Raw genomic sequence first — 20,472 nt, 5'->3', positions numbered from 1 at the left:
TATCTCTTCTGATCTCTTCTGAGGTATGTCTGCTCAGATCATGCCGGACCGTTGCCGTCCTTGCGTTCCCCGCCCGAGACTTCGGCAAGCCTGCGATGCTCCGCGGCCTTCTTCTCATAGATGGCGGCCATCCGCAGGTGATAGTCGGGCTTGTCCAGTTCGTAGATGTCGGGGATGCCGTCGAGGTCGTCGTCGCGCTCCTCGTCCTCGCACAGCTTGCGGTACTTGGCATTGCGCACCTTCAGCAGGATTCCGGAGATGACCGCCGCGATCAGCGAGCCCATCAGGACGGCCGCCTTGATCTCGTCGGTGAGCAGCGGGTCCTCGGTGAAGGCGAGTTCGCCGATGAGCAGCGAGACGGTGAAGCCGATGCCGGCCAGCGAGGCGACCGCGAACACGTCGGGCCAGGCCAGGTCGTCGTTCAGCTCGGCCTTGGTGAACCGCGCCGCGAGCCACGTGCCGCCGAAGATGCCGACCGCCTTGCCGATCACCAGACCAAGGACCACACCGAGCGTCTCCGGTTTGGTGAACACATCGCCGAGCGCGCCGCCCGAGACGACCACACCGGCGCTGAACAGGGCGAACAGCGGCACGGCCAGGCCCGCGGAGACGGGACGTACGAGATGTTCGATGTGCTCACCGGGGGAGTGCTGCTCGCTCTCGTCCTCCTTGTGGCAGCGCAGCATCAGGCCCATCGCGACGCCCGCGATGGTGGCGTGGATGCCGCTGTTGTACATCAGGCCCCAGATGACCAGGGCCAGCGGCACGTAGATGTACCAGCCGCGCACCCGCTTCCTGAGCAGCAGCCAGAAGACGGCGAGGCCGACGACGGCGCCGCCGAGCGCCGCGAAGTTGAGGTCGCTGGTGAAGAAGACCGCGATGATCAGGATCGCGAAGAGGTCGTCGACGACGGCGAGGGTGAGCAGGAAGGCGCGCAGCGCGGACGGCAGCGAGGTGCCGATGACCGCGAGGACGGCGAGGGCGAAGGCGATGTCGGTCGCGGTCGGGACGGCCCAGCCGTCCAGCGAGCCGCCGCCCGCGAGGTTGGTCAGGAAGTACACGAACGCAGGTACGGCCATGCCGCAGAGCGCCGCGACGACGGGGAGCGCGGCGGCCTTGGGGTCGCGCAGATCGCCAGCGACCAGTTCGCGCTTGAGTTCGATGCCCGCCACGAAGAAGAAGACGGCGAGCAGCCCGTCGGCCGCCCAGTGCTGGACGGAGAGGTTGAGCCCGAGCGAGCCGGGCCCCAAGTGGAAGCCGCGGACGGATTCGTACGAGCCGCCGGCCGTGTTGGACCAGATCAGCGCGGTGACCGCGGCGGCGAGCAGCAGCACTCCACCGACGGTCTCGGTGCGCAGCGCCTCCGCGACGAAGTTCCGCTCGGGGAGGGAGAGCCTTCCGAGAACCTTGCGGTTGTCGGTGGGGGCGGGCGCGGTCACGAGAATCGACCTCCGGTCGGGTGGGCAGGACGGAGCACATGCCGACCAGACTTCCCGGCGCACCTAGATTCTTCTCGTCGCGTCGTCTTGTTGCGTTACTGACGCGATTCTTAGCCTACCTAACGTACGCCCGGACGTATCCGGTGATCTTCACCTTAAGCACAAGGGGGCCGCCCGGCGCGCTGCCGGACGGCCCCCTTGTGCTTACGCGAACCGTTGGTTTCCCGGGGTTCAGTCCTCGCTCGGAGCGGCCGGGAGCCTCGTCTGAATGAGGTCCATCACGGACGAATCGGTGAGCGTGGTGACGTCTCCGAGCTCGCGGTTCTCCGCGACGTCCCGCAGCAGCCGCCGCATGATCTTGCCGGACCGGGTCTTCGGCAGCTCGGCCACCGGCAGGACCCGCTTCGGCTTGGCGATCGGCCCGAGGGTGGCGCCCACGTGGTTGCGCAGGTCCGCCACGAGCCCCTCGTCGTCGGCGTCGGCCGTACCCCGCAGGATCACGAATGCCACGATGGCCTGGCCCGTCGTCTCGTCCGCCGCGCCCACGACGGCCGCCTCGGCGACCGCCGGGTGCGAGACGAGGGCGGACTCGACCTCGGTGGTGGAGATGTTGTGCCCGGAGACGAGCATCACGTCGTCGACGCGGCCGAGCAGCCAGATGTCGCCGTCGTCGTCCTTCTTGGCGCCGTCACCCGCGAAGTACCTGCCCTCGAAACGCGACCAGTACGTGTCGATGAACCGCTGGTCGTCGCCCCAGATGGTGCGCAGCATCGACGGCCACGGCTCGGTCAGGACGAGATAGCCGCCACCGCCGTCCGGCACCTCGTTCGCCTCGTCGTCGACGACGGTGGCACAGATGCCCGGCAGGGCGCGCTGGGCGCTGCCCGGCTTGGTCTCGGTCACGCCCGGCAGCGGGGAGATCATCATCGCGCCGGTCTCGGTCTGCCACCAGGTGTCCACGATCGGGCAGGCGTCGCCGCCGATGTTCTTCCGATACCACATCCAGGCCTCGGGGTTGATCGGCTCGCCGACCGATCCGAGCACCCGCAGACTGCTGAGGTCGAACTTCGCGGGGATGTCGTCGCCCCACTTCATGAACGTCCGGATCGCCGTCGGCGCGGTGTAGAGGATCGACACCTTGTACTTCTGGACGATCTCCCAGAAACGGCCCTGGTGCGGGGTGTCGGGGGTGCCCTCGTACATCACCTGCGTCGCGCCGTTCGCCAGCGGCCCGTACGTGATGTACGAGTGGCCGGTGACCCAGCCGATGTCGGCCGTGCACCAGTAGACGTCGGTCTCGGGCTTCAGGTCGAAGACGGCGTGGTGGGTGTAGGCCGCCTGGGTGAGGTAACCGCCGGAGGTGTGCAGGATGCCCTTCGGCTTACCCGTGGTGCCCGAGGTGTAGAGGATGAAGAGCGGGTGCTCCGCGTCGAAGGCCTCGGGGGTGTGCTCCGCGGACTGCTTCTGCGTGATCTCGTGCCACCACACGTCGCGGCCCTCGGTCCACGCCACGTCCTGGCCGGTGCGGCGCACCACGAGGACGCTGCTCACGCCGTCGACGCGGCCCACGGCCTCGTCCACGGCCGGCTTGAGCGCGGAGGGCTTGCCGCGGCGGTAACCGCCGTCCGACGTGATGACGACCTTGGCGTCGGCGTCCTCGATGCGCTTGGCGATGGCGTCCGCGGAGAAGCCGCCGAAGACCACCGAGTGCGCGGCGCCGATACGGGCGCAGGCCAGCATCGCGATGACCGCCTCGGGGATCATCGGCAGGTAGACGGCGACACGGTCGCCCTTGGTGACGCCGAGCTCGGTCAGGGCGTTGGCGGCCCGGCTGACCTCGTCCTTGAGCTCGGCGTAGGTGATGGCCCGGCTGTCACCGGGCTCGCCCTCGAAGTGGATCGCGACGCGATCGCCGTTGCCCGCCTCCACATGGCGGTCGACGCAGTTGTACGCGACGTTGAGCTTGCCGTCGGCGAACCACTTGGCGAACGGCGGATTCGACCAGTCCAGCGTCTCGGTCGGCTCCGTGGCCCAGGTCAGCCGGCGCGCCTGCTCGGCCCAGAAACCGAGCCGGTCGGCCTTGGCCCGCTCGTACGCCTCCGCGGTGACGTTGGCGGCGGCCGCGAGCTCCGCCGGCGGCGCGAAGCGACGCTCCTCCTTCAACATGTTGGCGATGGACGGACGTTCGCTCATGTGCAAGCTCCCAACATGCGGCATCACACCGGGCCCGGCGTGGTTTAGACCAATATCGTGACCGGTCGGATTCTTTAGGTCGCGCGGGGAGTTGGTCAACCCCCTCCCGATCCTGGCACTCGGCTCCCGGTAAAGACAGGGGTGCCCGGTGTGTCACGAAGACAGGTGTTGTAGGCCAGCGTCGCACCAGGGGGTTCGGGGGCTTCTACCGGGGCGATACCGGGGCGACACCGGGGTGGGAGTGCCGAAATGTCGGCTGTTGGGTGCCGGAATACTGGCTGCCGGGGGGGGGAACCCTGACCCGGGTCCCCCCTTCTCCGGTCGCTTCAAGGGGGCGCTGCCGCACGCTCCCCAGGCACGACGCGGGACGTACCGTGACCAGGAGCACCCAGCCCCGGAAGGGAAGGACGCCGCTACGCCTTGACCCGCGCGGTCGGCGCCACCTGATCGAACACCTCGTCGGCCACCCGCTCGGACCCCGCGCCTTCCGTCAGCAGGTAGGCCTGCGCCTCTCCGACGTGGAAGTACATGCCGTGCAGCTCGAGATCACCTTCCGCGAGGCGGCGCGCCACCGCTTCGTGCGCCTTGAGGTGCTCCAGTTGCTGCACCACATTGGTGAGGCAGAGCTGCTCGACCGAGTCGGCGGGCGCGCGCCCGGCGAGACGCGCCCACGCCTTGTCCTGTGCGCTCATGCGCTCCAGGCTCGGCAGCCCGTGCCGGAGCCACCGCTTCAGCGGTGTCTGCGCACCACCGGGCGGGGTATTGAGCAGCGCCTGCATGGCCCCGCACCCGGAGTGCCCGCACACGGTGATGGACCGCACCTTGAGCACGTCGACCGCGTACTCGATCGCGGCGCCCACCGAGTCGTCCCCGCTCTCGGCGCCCGGCAGCGGCACCAGATTGCCCACATTGCGTACGACGAAGAGGTCACCGGGACCGCTCGAAGTGATCATCGAGGTGACGACCCGGGAGTCCGCGCAGGTCAGGAAGAGCTGCGCGGGCTGCTGGCCCTCACGCGCGAGCCTGGCGAGCTCCCCGCGCACATGCGGCGCCGTGTTCCGCTGGAACGCGCTGATCCCACTCTCCAGTTGATGCCCACTGGGCCGCCCGGACCGCTCCGTCTCCTGCGGCCGGTCGCAGTGGTGGTTGCGCCACGGGGTCCAGGGCCTGCAGCAGGAGTGCGTTGCGCCGGCGGGCTCGGCGATGCGAGCCCCGGAGCGGCCGGTGATCTCGACGCTGCCGCCGTGCGCGGCATGCGCGTCCTGCCAGCACTGCAGTGATTCGTACGCGGCATGGTCCATGAAGGAGCCGTCCAGCTCCACGATCACCTGTGCGTCATGCGGGACGAGGTGCAGCGTCCGGCTGAGCCGCGGCACCGCGAGGAAGGTCAACTGGCCGCGTACGCGCACGTGGTGTACGCCGTCCGTCTCGCAGTGGGTGATCCGGGTGCGGGCGAGCCGGTGCAGCGAGACGGCCACGGCCACGGCGACGCCGAGCGCCACGCCTTCGAGGACGCCGAAGAGGATGACGCCGAGGGTGGTGGCGGCGTAGACGGGGATCTCGCGGTGGCGGGTGATGGTGCGGATGTGGTTGAGGCTGACCATCTTGATGCCGACGGCCATGACGAGGGAGGCGAGGGCCGCGAGCGGGATCAGCTCCAGGACGGGGACCAGGAGCAGCGCGGCCACTACTACCCAAACGCCGTGCAGCATCGTGGAGTTCCTGCTGACGGCGCCCGCGCGCACATTGGCCATGCTGCGCACGGCGACACCGGCGACGGGCAGCCCGCCGAGCGTGCCGGAGACGATGTTGGCCGCGCCCTGGCCGAGCAGTTCGCGGTCGAGGTCGGAGCGGCGCACGCCGGGGTGCAGGTCGTGCTGGCTCGCGACGACCTTGTCGACGGCGACGGCGCCGAGCAGCGACTGCACGCTGCACACCAGGGTGGTGGTGAGCACGGCGGCGATGATGCCGAGCACGGGCCCTTCCGGCAGCCCGGCCAGCGCGTGACTGCGCCAGGACGGCAGGTCGACCCTGTCGACCTCGAGTCGGCCGGCCGAGGCGACGGCCGTCGCGGCGGCGACGGAGATGAGGGCCGCGGGCAGGACTTTGGCCAGACGTCCCGCGCGCCCGGGGATCCGGGGCCAGAGGAGCAGGATCGCCAGGGTGAGCACGCTGATCGTCAGGGCGGCCGGATGAAGGTCGGCCAACTGGGCGGGCAACGCGCGGACGTTGTCGAGGACAGAGCTCTGCGGGGTGCCGCCGAGCACGATGTGGAGCTGGGCCACCGCGATCGTGACGCCGATGCCGGCCAGCATGCCGTGGACGACGGCGGGGCTGACGGCGAGCGCGGTGCGGGCCACGCGCAGGCAGCCGAGGCCGAGTTGGGCGAATCCGGCGAGGACCGTGATGGCGCAGGTGGTCCGCCAGCCGTACTGCTGGATGAGGTCGGCGGTGACGACGGTCAGACCGGCGGCGGGGCCGCTGACCTGCAGCGGCGATCCGCCGAGCAGTCCGACGAGGATGCCGCCGACGGCAGCGGCCACGAGGCCTGCCTGGAGTGGTGCCCCGGTCGCGAGGGCGATGCCGAGGGACAACGGCAGGGCGATCAGGAAGACGGCGACCGACGCGGAGAGGTCGGCGCCCGCGATGCGGAACCGCTTGCCGGGCGGCGGGGCGTGGGGCTTGTTGGCGCGGGGTGTGTGGATCGAGTCGGTGGCGCGAGTGGGGACGCAAGCAGACATGTTTCCCGTCTCCTCCGGGGCGGCGCGGTCGCGGGACAAGGGGTCCTCCGGAGGTCTCCGAAGGGCGGGTCGCGGCCGTGGGTCACGGCGTGCAGCGGCGGGATCTCTCAACTCTCGGTAAATGGATCGTAATGCAGAGTAAAGGCCCTGAATAGCTTTTCGGGGTATTTGGCCTATTTGGCCACCCAAAAGAGTGAATAAGAATTTTAATCGGCTTGTCGTATTAGAACAATTAAGACCCCGTGCGAAGTTCGGACTGTTCTGTCCCGACTTGCACGGAAGAAGGTGGGCGGAAGATGGCCGCCACCCGAAGAACCACCGCGAGCCTCACCGCCCTCGTGGCGTGCGTGGCGGCACTGGCCGGCTGCGCCGACAGCGGCACCGGAGCCAAGAAAGGCGCCCACGGCGCGAAGAAGCCGGCCGGAGCCCCGGCCCCCAAGAACGCCGTCCGCCTGATCGGCGACGGCTCCACGTCCTTCACCGGGAAGCAACCGCACCTGCCCCGGCCCGTCCGCCTGAAACCGGGCCAGAAACCACCGCAGTTCGTGGTCTTCTCCTGGGACGGGGCCGGTGAGGACAGCCAGAAGCTCTTCTCCCACTTCCGCAAGGTCGCCGAGCGGAACAACGCGAAGATGACGTACTTCCTCAGTGGCGTCTACATGCTCCCGGAGGGCAAGCGGAAGCTCTACAAACCACCCCAGCACCTGACGGGCAGCTCGGACATCGGCTTCAACGACCGCAAGGGGATCAGGGACACCGTGGAGCAGCTCCGCGGCGCCTGGCTCGAGGGCAATGAAGTCGGCACACACTTCAACGGCCACTTCTGCGGCGCGGGCCGCGGCGTCGGGGAGTGGTCCGTCGAGGACTGGAAGAGCGAGATCAGGCAGGCCAAGTCCTTCGTCAAGGGCTGGAAGACGAACGCCGGCCTGAAGAAGGCGCAGCCGCTGCCGTTCGACTACGACAAGGAGCTGATCGGCGCGCGCACCCCCTGCCTCGAAGGCCAGAAGAACTTCATGCGGGCCGCCCGGGAGCTGGGCTTCCGCTACGACACCAGTGGCGTGAACGACCAGGTCTGGCCCAAGAAGAAGGAGGGACTGTGGGACCTGTCGATGCAGCTCGTCCCGGTCCCCGGGCGCAAGTTCGAGACGCTGACCATGGACTACAACTTCATGGTCAACCAGTCCGGTTCGACATCGCAGGGCGACCCCTCCCAGCACGAGTACTGGGGCGACCAGATGCGTGACGGTCTGCTTGAGGGCTTCGATCGCGCCTACAAGGGCAACAGGGCGCCGCTGATCATCGGCAACCACTTCGAGTCCTGGAACGGCGGCACGTACATGCGAGCCGTCGAGGAGACCGTCGAGCAGGTGTGCAACAAGCGCGAGGTGCGCTGCGTCTCCTTCCGCCAACTCGCGGACTGGCTCGACGCCCAGGACCCGAAGACGCTGGCGAAACTGTCCGGGCTCCCGGTCGGCAAGGCGCCGAAGGAGGGCTGGGCGAGGTTCCTCTCCGCCCAGCCCGCACCGGCCCCGAAGGGCGTCCCCGGCGCTCCGGCGGTCAAGCACCACCAGTAGTGCTTCGCGGCGGCTCGTTCAGGCCGTGGCGGTCATGCGCTCGCGCAGCACGAAGTCGGGGTCGACCTGGGCAGCCAGGTCGGCCCCCGTGCGTTCGTTGCCCCAGCTCTGTGCGTTCTTCAGGTGGAAGTGGACCATCTGGCGGGTGTACCGCTCCCAGTCCCGTCGCTCGTACGAGGCGTCGACGGCGTCCTGGAGTGCCCGCAGGGAGCAGCGGTTGTCCTCCTCCAGGAGTTCGAAGCGCGGCGGATGCCCCTTCTCCATGGCGCGCACCCAGTCCGAGTGCCCGACCGTCACGAGCAGATCCTCGCCGACCTGCTCGCGCAGGAAGTCGATGTCGTCCTGGCCCTGCACCTTGTTGCCGACGACTGCCAGGCTGACGCCGAAGTCCCGTGCGTACTCCTTGTACTGGCGGTAGACGGAGACTCCCTTCTTCGTCGGCTCGGCCACCAGGAACGTCATGTCGAAGCGGGTGAACATGCCGGAGGCGAAGGAGTCCGAACCCGCGGTCATGTCCACGACCGCGTACTCGTCGCGGCCGTCGACGAGGTGGTTCAGGCAGAGCTCCACCGCTCCCGTCTTGGAGTGGTAGCAGGCGACACCGAGGTCGGCTTCGGTGAACGGCCCGGTGACCATCAAACGCACCGTGGCGTCGTCCAGTTCCACGGGCCGCGCGCAGGCGTCGTACACGGCGTTGTCCTCGCGCACCCGCAGCAGTCGGGAGCCGTCACCGGGCGGTGTCGTCTTGATCATCGTGTCGGCGGAGGCGATCCGCGCGTTGGAGCCCCTCAGGTACTCCTTGATCAGGGGCAGGCGGGCACCCAGGGCGGGCAGCTCGGCGGCCTCCGCCTCGTCGAGACCCAGGGCGGGGCCCAAGTGCTGGTTGATGTCGGCGTCCACCGCGATGACGGGCGCGCCGGTGGCGGCGAGATGGCGGATGAAGAGCGAGGACAGCGTGGTCTTCCCGCTGCCGCCCTTCCCCACGAAAGCGATTTTCATAACCACGAAGAGTAGCCGTATGTGTACGTCGGGTGCTGGATCCGCGTGAAGAAGACCACTCCTTCGTGGAGTGCGGCCCTGGAGTACGTAGGGTCGTACTCATGAGTACGACAGCTGATCCCTCCCCGAGCTCCCAGCCCGGCCCGAGCGGCGAAGACCCCCTTGCGGCCCTCGGGAACCTCCCCGGTGTGGCCGATTCCGTGGGCTCCGTGCGCAAGGCCGTGGACCGGGTCTACGGGCACCGGATCATGCGCCGCCGCAGCAACGCGATCACCTCCGAGGCGGCACTGCGCGGAGCTCGCGGCTCCGCGGCGCTCTCCGGTGCCGACTGGGCGCTCGAAGAGGTGCGTCGGCGCAGTGACTTCAGCGGCGGCGGTGAGGCCGGCACGGTCGGCGCGGCTCTGCGGCTGACCGCCGAGGCCGGTCAACTCCTGTCCATCTGGCGCCAGTCGCCGCTGCGGGTCCTGGCGCGTCTGCATCTGGTCGCCGCGGCCGACTCCACCGAGAAGGCGGGCCGGCCGCGACTGGCGGGCGAGCCCGTCGACGAACCGCTGGTCGAGCTGCCCCTGCCGGACGCGGACGAGGTGGCGGGCCGCCTGGAGGGACTCTCTCGGCTGATCATCGCGGGCAGCGCGGCGCCGGCCTTGGTGACGGCGGCCGTGGTCCACGGTGAGCTGCTCAGCCTGCGTCCCTTCGGCTCGCACAACGGCCTGGTCGCGCGGGCCGCCGAACGCATCGTCCTGGTGGGCAGCGGCCTCGATCCGAAGTCGGTCTGCCCGGCGGAGGCGGGGTACGCGGAGCTGGGCCGGGCGGCGTACGTGGCGGCCCTCGACGGCTATGCGTCAGGCCGCCCTGAAGGCATGACGGCCTGGATCTCCCACTGCGGCAAGGCGGTGGAGCTGGGCGTCAGGGAGTCGACGGCGGTCTGCGAGGCACTGCAGCGCGGGGCGGCATAGGGCGTCGGCGCTTGGCAGGAGACCCTGCGCGGGGAACCGAGGGGGCCGTGAAAAGGGTTGCGGCGGTACGGGATCCGTACCGCCGCTGGCATGTCCACCGGGTTACCAAGCGTCCTCGAAGTGTTGCCCATCAGGTCGGGACGTTGCCCGTCACCTGGTGCGGCTGGCCCGTAATCGACGGGTCGACGTCGCGTGGGTGCTCGGCGTTCATGCTTCGGTCCGTGGGGCCTTACTGCGTTTAAAGGTGATCCTCTCGGATGTCCTTGGTCTCGCGGGCCGTTGACTCCTTTGTACTCCAGTCCTGGGGTAAGCGGAAGTCCTGGCCGCACTTCTTTACTTTTAGGTTCAAACAGGTGTGAATCGGGCGCCGCTTCGGCGTGCGGTTTCGGCCGGACGGCGGCGTCGTTCAGCCGGTGGCCGTGCGGCGCCGGCCGGCGAACCAGACGAGGCCTGCCGTGGCCGCCGCCGCCCCGACCGCGGCTGCCGCAACGACGGCCGGGCGGGGCGGTGCGGGAAGGCGCTGTTTCAGGCGGACCGGGCGGTGGAAATCGAGGATCGGCCACCCGCGCGCGACGGCCTCGCGGCGCAGGGCGCGGTCGGGATTGACCGCGAAGGGGTGGCCGACCGACTGCAGCATCGGCAGATCGGTCGCCGAGTCGCTGTAGGCGTAGCAGCGGTCCAGGTCGTACCCCTCCGACCGCGCGAGCTCCTTGATCGCCACCGCCTTGGTGGGCCCGTACGCGTAGTACTCCACCTCGCCCGTGAAGCATCCGTCGTCCCCGACCACCATGCGGGTCGCCACCACCCGGTCCGCGCCGAGGAGTTCACCGACCGGCTCGACGACTTCGGCGCCCGAGGTGGAGACGATGACGACGTCGCGGCCCGCGGTGTGGTGTTCCTCGATGAGGGACGCGGCCTCGTCGTAGATGATGGGGTCGATCAGGTCGTGCAGGGTCTCGGCGACGATTTCCTTGACCTGCTCGACGTTCCACCCCCGGCACAGTGCGGACAGGTACTCGCGCATCCGCTCCATCTGGTCGTGGTCGGCGCCGCCCGCGAGGAAGACGAACTGCGCGTACGCGGTGCGCAACACCGCTCGGCGGTTGATCAGGCCGCCTTGGTAGAACGACTTGCTGAAGGTGAGTGTGCTCGACTTCGCAATGACCGTCTTGTCCAGGTCAAAGAACGCGGCGGTCCGAGGCAAGGAGTGGTTTTCCACGATGCCGAGCATAGGCGCCCACCATTCGGCGTAAGCTGAGGCGCGTGGGTTTGCCTGAGAAGGCTCTCGGGTACACCATGGAAGTCACGGATCGTTCGCGACCGTGCTAACCCGGTCTGGCTCCTCCCCCCCCGAGTCGGACCGTGGGGACGACCCCCGCTCTCCCCCCCGGCGGGGGTCGTCGCATGTCCGGATGGGTTTTTGAACCCTCCGCTGATCCTCTTCCAGCTCTTGAGCGGTCCTCATCGCTCTCTCGACCTTCCCTCCAGCTGCACAGCCTTCGTCACTCTCTGTAGTTGTAGCGCTGCTCTGCGGAAGTCGCCACGAAGGCGGACTGATGTCACTGGTATGGGTGACGGGGATATTCACAGGCACCGCGTTCTCCACAGTTATTGACCAAGATCCACACCATTTTCGGCAGCGTCGCACGCTGATTCCGCTCGTTCCGCTCGCGAAGTTCATGGCCGGATTGCTTTGTCCGGCTCTTCGCCGATGCGTGACGCGGCATTCACAAGTGTCTTGCGGTGTGAAGGGGGATGAAGATCATGGGTGGAGTCATTTCGCGTGACGGGACCACGACGGCCGACGGACGGCAGGGCGGGCCGCTGATCGTCACGGAGGACGTGGAACTGCTGGACGACCTGCTGCGGCTGTGCGCGGCGGCCGGGGCGCTGCCCGAGGTGCACCACGGCGGGCCGTCGCACAGGCAGGGCTGGGACGCGGCCCCGCTCGTCCTGGTCGGGGACGACGCGGCCGACCGGGTGCGCGGAGCCCCGCGACGGAGCGGAGTCGTGCTGGTCGGGCGGGACCAGGACGACCCCGGCGTCTGGCGGCGGGCCGTGGAGATCGGCGCCGACCATGTGCTGCTCCTGCCCGACGGGGAGCAGTGGCTCGTGGACCGCATCGCCGACGTGGTCGAGGGCGTGGGCCGGCCCGCGCTCACCATCGGCGTCATCGGCGGCCGCGGCGGCGCCGGGGCCTCCACGCTGGCCTGCGCCCTGGCCGTCACGGCGGCACGGTCCGGGCGGCGCACGATGCTCGTCGACGGGGACCCGTTGGGCGGCGGCCTCGACGTACTCCTGGGCGGCGAGGGCGCCGACGGACTGCGATGGCCGGCGTTCGCCGCCTCGCGGGGCAGGGTCGGCGGCAGCGCGCTGGAGGAATCACTGCCCGAGCTGCATGCGCTGCGGGTCCTCAGCTGGGACCGTGGAGAGGCGGTCACGGTCGCCCCGGAGGCCGTGCGTGCGGTCGTCTCGGCGGCCCGCAGGCGCGGGGGCGTGGTGATCGTCGACCTGCCCCGCCGGGTGGACGAGGTGGTCGCCGAGGCGCTCGCACAGGTCGACCTCGGCCTCCTGGTGGTGCCCGCCGAACTGCGCGCGGTGGCCGGGGCGCGGCGGGTGGCCTCAGCGGCGGGCATGGTCCTGCGGGACCTGCGGGTGCTCGTCTCCCACGGCGCGGGGCCAGGGGAAGCCGGTGGTCTCGACCCCGAGGAGGTCGCGCGCCTGCTCGGCCTGCCGCTGGCGGGCGAAGTGCCCTGGGAGGCGGGCCTGGCCTCGGCGCAGGCGGCGGGGACGCCACCGGGAGGTCCGGCGCGGGGACCACTGGCGCGGTTCTGTACGTCCTTCTGGGACCGGCTGCCGGTCGACACCGCGGGAGTGGGCGTATGAGCGCGGTGGTCGGGACCCGGATGCTGGACGGCGTCAGGCAGTGGCTCGCGGAGAACGGCACGGAGCCGACGCCGGCCAGGGTCGCCGAAGCGCTGCGCGCCCAGGGCCGGGTGCTCGGGGACGCGGAGATCCTCGGGGCGGCCGACCAACTGCGCTCGGAGCTGGTCGGCGCGGGCCCCTTGGAGCCGCTGCTCGCGGACGCCTCGGTCACCGACGTCCTCGTCTGCGCGCCCGACCGGGTGTGGGTGGACCGGGGCGGAGGCCTTGAGCTGACGGGCGTGACGTTCCGGGACGCGGCCGCGGTGCGGCGTCTGGCACAGCGCCTCGCGGCCGTGGCGGGACGACGTCTCGACGACGCGAGGCCGTGGGTGGACGCCCGCCTCCCGGACGGCACCCGGCTGCACGCGGTGCTGCCACCGGTGGCCGTGGGCTCGACCTGCCTCTCCCTGCGGGTGGTGCGGTCCAGAGCCTTCACCCTCGCGGAACTGGTCGACGCGGGGACGGTGCCGCCCGGCGGCGACCGCTTCCTGCGGGCCTTGCTCGACGCCCGGCTGTCCTTCCTGATCAGCGGGGGCACCGGCAGTGGCAAGACGACCTTGCTGAGCGCGCTGCTCGGCCTTGTCGGACCCAAGGAGCGCATCGTCCTCGCCGAGGACTCGGCGGAGCTGAGGCCCGGGCACCCTCACGTGGTCCGCCTGGAGTCCAGGCCCGCGAACCAGGAAGGGGCAGGCCTCGTCGGTCTGGACGACCTCGTGCGGCAGGCGCTGCGGATGCGACCCGACCGGCTGGTCGTCGGTGAGGTGCGGGGCGCCGAGGTGGTCCATCTGCTGGCCGCGCTGAACACCGGACACGAGGGAGGTTGCGGCACGGTCCACGCCAACGCCGCGGCGGACGTACCGGCCCGGCTGGAGGCACTGGGGACTGCCGCGGGACTCGACCGGGCAGCCCTGCACAGCCAGTTGGCGGCGGCCCTGTCCGTGGTGATCCATCTCGTAAGGGACAGGGCGGGCCGCCGCCGCATCGCCGAGGTGCATGTCCTGGAGCGGACCGAATCCGGCTTGGTGGTGACCGTGCCGGCGCTGCGGTGGGGGGACTCCGCCTTCACGCGGGAGCGGGGATGGAAACGACTGAACTCCCTGCTCGCTGAAGGAGCCTGGAGCGACGCCCTGTGAACGTCTCGATGTGGGCGGCGGCACTGTGCGCCGGGAGCGCGGCCTGGCTCCTTGGCCGACGGAACCAGGAGGCCCGGCGGCTGCGATCGCTGTTCGGCCCCGACGCGCCGCAGACGACCCGGACTCCGCCCTGGCGCCGGATGCAGGCAATGGCCCGGACGCGCCCCGAATGGTGGTGCCTGGCGGCCGGAGGGGCGGTCGCACTCCTGGCGGAGTCCGTGGTGCCGCTGGTTGTCGGTGCGGCCGGGGTGCCGTTGGCGGCGCGTGTGCGGCGGGCCCGGGACGCACGCATGGACCGGGAGCGGCGCGGCGACGCGGTGATCGGGCTGTGCGGAGCGCTCGCAGGCGAGGTGCGGGCAGGACGGCAGCCCGGAGAGGCGCTGCGGCGAGCACTCGGCGAAGCCGACGCGGGCGTCGGTGGGACCCGGAGCGCGGTGCTGGCGGCGGCGCGGTTCGGCGGGGACGTGCCGGGGGCGCTGCGAGAAGCCGCCCGGGAGCCCGGCGCCGAAGGACTGCTCGGATTCGCGGCCTGCTGGCGGGTGGCGGTGGACCGGGGAGCGGGGCTCGCCGCGGGTCTGGAACGCCTGGAGGGAGCACTTCGCGCGGAGCGCGACCAGCGAGCCGATTTGCGGGCCCAGTTGGCGGGGGCCCGGTCGACTGCCGTGATGCTCGCGGGGCTGCCCGTCCTGGGCCTGCTGATGGGCAGCGCGCTGGGGGCTCAGCCACTACGGGTGCTGTTTCACACGGGCCCGGGGCTGGCGTGTCTCACGGCGGGGGGAGTGCTGGAGGCCATCGGTACTTGGTGGGCGCTGCGGATCGTACGAGGGGCGGAGGAGTGATGGACGTTGTCCACAGGCTGGGGGTAGTCGTGTGGGATACCGCGGCCGTGCTCTGGCTGGTGCTGACGGCGCTGGCCGCGCGACGGGAGCGGACGGCGCGACGCCGCGCAGGACGAGCGCTGTACGTGGAACGGCCGCCCACACGCCGCCGCACACCGAGCCCGGCACCGGACCTGGTCCGTCGGACCAGGGCACGAGAGTGGTTGCTGATGGCCGGCACGGCGAGCGCTGCCTACGCCCTGGTGGGCGGGGTCCCGGGCCTCCTGACCGGAGCTGCGGTGGGCTACGGCACATGGCGCCGCAACCAACGGTCGCGTGCATCCCCACTCGATCCGGACGACGAGCACACGAAAGCGGAGGCAGCACGTCAACTCCCGCTGGCCGCTGACCTTCTCGCGGCCTGCGTGGCTGCGGGGGCGAGTCCGGTAGCGGCGGCCCACGCGGTCGGTGAGTCGCTGCGGGGCCCGATCGGCACACGGCTGGCGTGCGGAGCGGCGGAGATGCGGCTGGGCGGAGAACCGTCCGACGCCTGGCGCCAGTTGGCCGCGATACCGGACGCCGCCCCTCTGGCCCGACTCCTGGAACGGTCCGGCGAAACCGGAGCACCGGCAGCCGCCCCGGTGGCCCGCCTGGCAGCGGATGCCAGGGCGCAGCGGAGCCGGACAGCGACGGCAGGCGCACGCAGGGCGGCGGTCCTGATGACGGCGCCGGTGGGCCTGTGCTTCTTGCCGGCGTTCGTCGCGGTCGGGGTGCTGCCGGTGGTGATCGGGATGGCGGAGGGCTTGTTGAGAGCGGGCTGAACGAGGACGGCACTGAAGCGAACGCCGAGGGGCCCCTGACTGACCCCCGGAACCGAGAGTCGAGAACCGAGAACTGAAAACCGAGCACTGAGAACAACTGCCGGGCTTTACAGGGAGGTTGAAATGTGGGGGAAGACGATGCGGGGAATGGTGGCGCGAGGGCGAACGGCGCATTGGGGCCGGTGGCGGGCCTGGTGGACCGGCTCGCCGGGCAGGGACGCAGGAATGGTCACGTCCGAGTACGCGATGGGCTTGATCGCGGCGGTGGGATTCGCCGGCCTGCTCTACAAGGTGGTGACGAGCGGGCAGGTCAGGGCGGCGCTCCAGGCGGTCGTGGAGAAGGCGCTCGATGTCCCGTTCTGAGGCGGGACAGGGTCGATGGAGCGACCGGTACCGGCGCCCCCGCTCGGACCGTGGGTTCGTCACGGCGGAGGCGGCCGTGGTGCTGCCGACGCTGGTGCTGTTCACCATGGCGCTGATCTGGACGTTGCTGGTGGTCTCCGCGCAGATCCAGTGCGTGGACGCGGCCCGGGCCGGGGCTCGGGCCGCGGCCCGCCAGGATCCAAAGGGCACGGCCGTGGCGGCGGCACGGCAGGCGGCGCCGCGCGGGGCGAGCGTCTCCGTGCGGCGCGACGGCGACCTGGTCCGGGTCGAGGTGGCGGCGGACACGCCGGGCCCGGCGGTGCTGGGTCTGGGGCTGCGGCTGCGGTCCGAGGCGGTCGCGTTGGCGGAGGAGACGGTGGGGGTGGACGTATGAGGGCGGGGAAGTGGCGCGGAGCGGGCCGGGACCGCGGGGCCGCCACCGTGTGGGTGGTCGTGGTGATGGCCGTGCTGGGCGTGGTCTGTGGCGCGGTGCTCGCGATGGCACAGGCCGTGACGGCCCGGCACCGGGCGGGCGGCGCGGCGGACCTGGCGGCGCTGGCCGCGGCGGACCGATGGGCGGCGGGTTCCGCGGACGCGTGTGAGGGAGCGGCACGGGTGGCTGAGGCTCAGAGGGCGCGGATCGTGCGGTGCGCCCTGCACGGCGAGATTTCCGAGGTCACGGCTTCCTCCTCGGCCGGCCCCTTCTCGGTCACGGCCAGATCCCGGGCGGGCCCGGGAGGCCCACTCCCCCCACCCACCCGTGCCACGCCGACGCGAGCCCTGAACCTCCCACAACAGGAGCCCAACCCCAACCGAAGCCGCACACGCCCACCCACGGCGCCCGTCCTACGTCTCCGAATCCCTGAGCAACACCGAAAGAAGCCGAACCGCTCCCCGCTTGTGCAACGGATCGTTGCCGTTGCCGCACTTGGGGGACTGGATACACGAGGGGCAGCCCGCCTCGCACTCGCAGGAGGCGATCGCCTGCCGGGTGGCCGTCAGCCACTCCCGCGCCGTGTGGAAGGCCCGTTCGGCGAAGCCCGCCCCGCCGGGGTGGCCGTCGTACACGAAGACCGTGGGAAGGAGCGTGTCCGGATGCAGCGGCACGGAGACGCCGCCGATGTCCCACCGGTCGCACGTGGCGAACAGCGGCAGCATCCCGATGGAGGCGTGCTCGGCGGCGTGCAGCGCACCGCCGAGGATCTCGGGATTGATGCGGGCGGCGTCCAGTTGGTCCTCGGTGACCGTCCACCACACGGCCCGCGTACGGAGCGTACGAGGAGGGAGATCGAGCTTGGTCTCGCCGAGCACTTCGCCCGTGATCAGTTTGCGACGCAGGAAGGAGACGACTTGGTTGGTGACTTCGACGGAGCCGTAGCAGAGGCGTCCCGCGCCCCAGGGCACCTCGGTGTCCGTCTCCAGGATGGAGATCGCCGTGGTGTCGCGCGCGGTGGTGGAGTAGGGCGGTACGGCCTCCTCCACCAGGGCCACCGAGTCCTCCAGGTCGAGGCGGCGCACGAGATACGTGAGCCCCTGATGGAGGTGGACGGCGCCTTCGTGGACGGTGGTGTGGGCGGCGGACGCGTCGACCGTGCCGAGCAGCCGGCCCGTGCCCTCCTCGACGATCTGGACGGGCCGCCCGCCCTCGCCGCGGATGTCGGTGAGGTCGGCGGCGCGTTCGCGGCGGGTCCAGTGCCAGGACTTGGTCCGGCGACGGAGCAGCTTGGCGGCCTCCAGCTGTGGGAGCAGTTCTTCGGTGGTGGGGCCGAAGAGGGCCACGTCGTCCTCTGTCAGCGGAAGTTCCGCGGCGGCGGCGCAGAGGTGGGGCGCGAGGACGTAGGGATTGTCGGGGTCGAGGACCGTGGACTCCACAGGCTGTTGGAACAGCGCCTCGGGGTGGTGGACAAGATAGGTGTCCAGCGGATCGTCGCGGGCGACGAGTACGGCCAGGGCGCCCTGCCCCGACCGTCCCGCACGCCCGGCCTGCTGCCAGAGGGAGGCCCGGGTCCCCGGGTACCCGGCGATGATGACGGCGTCCAACCCCGAGACGTCCACGCCGAGTTCGAGGGCGGTGGTGGCGGCGAGGCCGAGGAGCTCGCCGGAGTGCAGGGCGCGTTCCAGGGCGCGGCGTTCCTCGGGCAGGTAGCCGCCGCGGTAGGCGGCGACGCGGCGGGCGAGGGAACGGTCGACCTCGGAGAGGCGTTCCTGGGCGATGACCGAGATCAGTTCGGCGCCGCGCCGGGAGCGTACGAAGGCGACCGAGCGGACACCCTGGACGGTCAGGTCGGTGAGCAGGTCCGCGGTCTCGGCGGTGGCGGTGCGGCGGACGGGGGCGCCCTTCTCGCCGTGCAGCTCGGTAAGCGGGGGTTCCCAGAGGGCGAAGACGAGATCGCCGCGGGGTGAGGCGTCGTCGGCGACCTCCCGCACGGGCACTCCGGTGAGGCGTTCCGCGGACGCGGCGGGGTCGGCGGAGGTGGCGGAGGCGAGGAGGAAGACGGGCTCGGAGCCGTAGCGGGCGCAGAGGCGGCGCAGGCGGCGCAGGACCTGGGCGACATGGGAGCCGAAGACGCCGCGATAGGTGTGGCACTCGTCGATGACGACGTAGCGCAGGGCGCGCAGGAAGGAGGACCAGCGGGGGTGGGAGGGGAGGATCCCGCGGTGCAGCATGTCCGGGTTGGTCAGGACGTAGTTGGCGTACTGACGCACCCATTCGCGTTCTTCGAAGGGGGTGTCGCCGTCGTACACGGCGGGCCGTACCGCCTTGCCGAGCGGGGCCGCCAGCTCGCGGACGGCGCGGCGCTGGTCGGCGGCGAGGGCCTTGGTCGGCGCTAGGTACAGGGCGGTGGCGCCGCGGCCGTTGGCGGCTTCGGAGCCGTCGAGGAGGGCGGAGAGGACTGGGGTGAGGTAGGCCAGCGACTTGCCGGACGCGGTGCCGGTGGCGACGACCACGGATTCGCCGTCCAGAGCGTGCTCGGCGGCCAGTGCCTGGTGGGCCCAGGGGTGCTCGATGCCCGCGGCCCTGACGGCGGATATGACCTCGGGGCGGATGCGGTCGGGCCAGACTGCATACCGGGCCTCACGTGGGGGCAAGTGCTCCGTATGAGTGACGCGCGATGCACGGCTCGGCCCCGCGGTGAGCCGGTCCAGGACGGTCCGCGGGGACGTGCGTGCCGGGGCGCCCGCGGAGGGTCCTCCGGCCGGAGAAATTTTGGCCATCGGCATCGAGTGTGTCACTGGCGGGATGGACAATGGTCCCAAGGCGTCGTGCGCGCCTACCAGTAAGTGATTGAATGCCATCGCGGCTGGCGATCCGTCCTGGGGGCTCTGCCGAGGTGTCCCGAGGGATGACCGCTCGATAGCAAGGTGCTGGAGGATCCGTGGACCTGTCCCTGTCGACCCGTACCGTCGGCGATCGTACGGTCGTCGAGGTCGGTGGCGAAATCGATGTTTATACCGCGCCAAAGTTGCGCGAACAGTTGGTCGAGCTGGTGAACGACGGCAGTTTTCATCTGGTCGTCGACATGGAGGGCGTGGACTTCCTCGACTCCACCGGGCTCGGCGTGCTGGTCGGCGGCTTGAAGCGGGTGCGTGCCCATGAGGGCTCGCTGCGCCTGGTCTGCAACCAGGAGCGCATTCTCAAGATCTTCCGTATCACCGGCCTGACCAAGGTGTTCCCCATTCACACCTCGGTCGAGGAAGCGGTCGCGGCCACCGACTGAGTGGCGGCCACCGATCGAGTGGCCGCCGCCTGAGTGGCGGCCACCGACCGGGTGACCACCGAGTGTCGGCCGACCGGAAGCCGGACCTCCCGGGCCCCTGGGCCCGGGGCGGCAGTACAGCAGGGGACCGGGCCTGCGGCCCGGCCCTCTGACAGCACGTGCGTATGTCGAGGGGGATGCATGGCCACCGTTGAGCTCCGCTTCAGTGCGCTGCCCGAGCATGTCAGGACCGCCCGCCTGGTGGCGGCCGCGGTGGCGCGCAGGGCTGGGGTGGACGAGGCCGTTCTCGACGAGGTCAGGCTCGCGGTCGGCGAGGCCTGCACGCGCGCCGTCGGGCTGCACCAGAGCAGCGGGGTGACGGCGCCGGTGTGGGTGGCGCTGATCGAGGACGAGAAGCAGTTCTCCATCGAGGTCGGCGACGAGGCGCCTCGTGCGGCACCAGGGGACCGGGCGCCCGGCGCGCGGCTCGGTGAGGGCGACGACGCGGAGGGCGAGGACGAGATGGGCCTCGCGGTCATCAGCGGGCTCGTGGACGACGTGGAGGTCACGGCCGGCGAGTCCGGCGGTGTCATCCGCATGACCTGGCCGACTACTCCGGCACCGCTTCTTCCCTGAGTCGTACGCCCCGTTCAGGCCTTTCCTGACCCGAGTCGGCCTGATCCAGACCCTCCTGTTCCGACCCTGCGTTCCGGCTCGTCGCGCCTCGGTCATTCATGTACCGGCCCGCCACGCTGTGCCGTGTCGCCGTGTCGCCGTGTCGCCGTGTCCCGCCCCGGCCCGTCCAGCCCCGT

Annotated in this window: 16 protein-coding genes and 1 pseudogene; 11 read left to right on the top strand and 6 right to left on the bottom strand. The window is 70.7% G+C overall.

Translation table 11 applies throughout. The features are described 5' to 3' along the window. Positions 1 to 38: 38 nt before the first annotated feature. The 3 genes from nhaA to AC07DI_RS26800 form a co-directional block, all read right to left on the bottom strand. Positions 39 to 1,439, bottom strand: a complete 1,401-nt coding sequence (gene nhaA / locus AC07DI_RS26810) for a Na+/H+ antiporter NhaA (protein ID WP_478906455.1) — start codon at positions 1,437 to 1,439, stop codon at positions 39 to 41. A 231-nt stretch (positions 1,440 to 1,670) separates the two neighbouring features. Then, positions 1,671 to 3,632 (bottom strand): acetate--CoA ligase, encoded by a 1,962-nt coding sequence (gene acs, locus AC07DI_RS26805; RefSeq protein ID WP_478906454.1) that lies wholly within the window; start codon positions 3,630 to 3,632, stop codon positions 1,671 to 1,673. A gap of 413 nt (positions 3,633 to 4,045) precedes the next feature. Further along, positions 4,046 to 6,373: a bifunctional SulP family inorganic anion transporter/carbonic anhydrase gene (locus AC07DI_RS26800; protein ID WP_478906452.1), complete on the bottom strand. Its 2,328-nt coding sequence runs from the start codon at positions 6,371 to 6,373 to the stop codon at positions 4,046 to 4,048. Between the two features lie 296 nt (positions 6,374 to 6,669). Here AC07DI_RS26800 and AC07DI_RS26795 point away from each other — a divergent pair, with 296 nt between their 5' ends. Continuing rightward, positions 6,670 to 7,947, top strand: coding sequence for a polysaccharide deacetylase family protein (locus AC07DI_RS26795; protein WP_478906450.1), 1,278 nt, complete (start codon positions 6,670 to 6,672; stop codon positions 7,945 to 7,947). Positions 7,948 to 7,965: 18 nt separating this feature from the next. On the opposite strand, the gene AC07DI_RS26790 is transcribed toward AC07DI_RS26795, so the two are convergent. After that, a complete protein-coding gene (locus tag AC07DI_RS26790) occupies positions 7,966 to 8,946 on the bottom strand; it encodes an ATP-binding protein (RefSeq protein WP_478906448.1) in 981 nt (326 codons plus the stop codon). A gap of 101 nt (positions 8,947 to 9,047) precedes the next feature. Here AC07DI_RS26790 and AC07DI_RS26785 point away from each other — a divergent pair, with 101 nt between their 5' ends. Further along, on the top strand, positions 9,048 to 9,902 hold the full coding sequence (locus AC07DI_RS26785; RefSeq protein WP_478906446.1) for a Fic family protein: 855 nt from the start codon (positions 9,048 to 9,050) through the stop codon (positions 9,900 to 9,902). Positions 9,903 to 10,308: 406 nt separating this feature from the next. Here the strand turns inward: AC07DI_RS26785 and AC07DI_RS26780 are convergent, their stop codons facing one another. Then, positions 10,309 to 11,133 (bottom strand): HAD family hydrolase, encoded by an 825-nt coding sequence (locus AC07DI_RS26780; RefSeq protein ID WP_478906444.1) that lies wholly within the window; start codon positions 11,131 to 11,133, stop codon positions 10,309 to 10,311. A 533-nt stretch (positions 11,134 to 11,666) separates the two neighbouring features. Here AC07DI_RS26780 and ssd point away from each other — a divergent pair. The 7 genes and pseudogenes from ssd to AC07DI_RS26745 form a co-directional block, all read left to right on the top strand. Further along, positions 11,667 to 12,788 carry a septum site-determining protein Ssd gene (ssd, locus tag AC07DI_RS26775; protein ID WP_478906442.1) on the top strand — a complete coding sequence of 374 codons (1,122 nt, stop codon included), beginning with the start codon at positions 11,667 to 11,669 and terminating at the stop codon, positions 12,786 to 12,788. Further along, complete coding sequence (locus AC07DI_RS26770) at positions 12,785 to 13,960, top strand: TadA family conjugal transfer-associated ATPase (protein ID WP_478906440.1); 1,176 nt, start codon at positions 12,785 to 12,787, stop codon at positions 13,958 to 13,960. Before ssd ends, AC07DI_RS26770 begins: the two co-directional genes overlap by 4 nt. Positions 13,961 to 13,968: 8 nt before the next feature. Continuing rightward, positions 13,969 to 14,799: a type II secretion system F family protein gene (locus AC07DI_RS26765; RefSeq protein WP_478906648.1), complete on the top strand. Its 831-nt coding sequence runs from the start codon at positions 13,969 to 13,971 to the stop codon at positions 14,797 to 14,799. 29 nt (positions 14,800 to 14,828) lie between these two features. Then, positions 14,829 to 15,599, top strand: a complete 771-nt coding sequence (locus AC07DI_RS26760; RefSeq protein ID WP_478906438.1) for a type II secretion system F family protein — start codon at positions 14,829 to 14,831, stop codon at positions 15,597 to 15,599. Between the two features lie 225 nt (positions 15,600 to 15,824). Further along, a complete protein-coding gene (locus AC07DI_RS26755) occupies positions 15,825 to 15,962 on the top strand; it encodes a DUF4244 domain-containing protein (RefSeq protein WP_384258375.1) in 138 nt (45 codons plus the stop codon). After that, positions 15,949 to 16,356, top strand: a complete 408-nt coding sequence (locus AC07DI_RS26750; protein ID WP_478906436.1) for a TadE family type IV pilus minor pilin — start codon at positions 15,949 to 15,951, stop codon at positions 16,354 to 16,356. Before AC07DI_RS26755 ends, AC07DI_RS26750 begins: the two co-directional genes overlap by 14 nt. Beyond that, positions 16,353 to 16,637: pseudogene (locus AC07DI_RS26745) on the top strand (Rv3654c family TadE-like protein); the annotation flags it as partial. The gene AC07DI_RS26750 and the pseudogene AC07DI_RS26745, both read left to right, overlap by 4 nt. A gap of 171 nt (positions 16,638 to 16,808) precedes the next feature. Here AC07DI_RS26745 and AC07DI_RS26740 read toward each other — a convergent pair. After that, positions 16,809 to 19,259: a DEAD/DEAH box helicase gene (locus AC07DI_RS26740; RefSeq protein ID WP_478906435.1), complete on the bottom strand. Its 2,451-nt coding sequence runs from the start codon at positions 19,257 to 19,259 to the stop codon at positions 16,809 to 16,811. Between the two features lie 80 nt (positions 19,260 to 19,339). On the opposite strand from AC07DI_RS26740, the gene bldG reads away from it, so the two are divergent. Both bldG and AC07DI_RS26730 read left to right on the top strand, forming a co-directional pair. Further along, a complete protein-coding gene (bldG, locus tag AC07DI_RS26735) occupies positions 19,340 to 19,681 on the top strand; it encodes an anti-sigma factor antagonist BldG (protein WP_003975386.1) in 342 nt (113 codons plus the stop codon). A 180-nt stretch (positions 19,682 to 19,861) separates the two neighbouring features. Beyond that, positions 19,862 to 20,296: an ATP-binding protein gene (locus AC07DI_RS26730; RefSeq protein ID WP_478906433.1), complete on the top strand. Its 435-nt coding sequence runs from the start codon at positions 19,862 to 19,864 to the stop codon at positions 20,294 to 20,296. The last annotated feature ends 176 nt before the right edge of the window (positions 20,297 to 20,472 follow it).

The organism is Streptomyces sp. NPDC044106 (genome assembly GCF_056433985.1).
The sequence above is the reverse complement of the archived record's forward strand: the minus strand, read 5'-3'. Positions and strand labels throughout refer to the sequence as shown.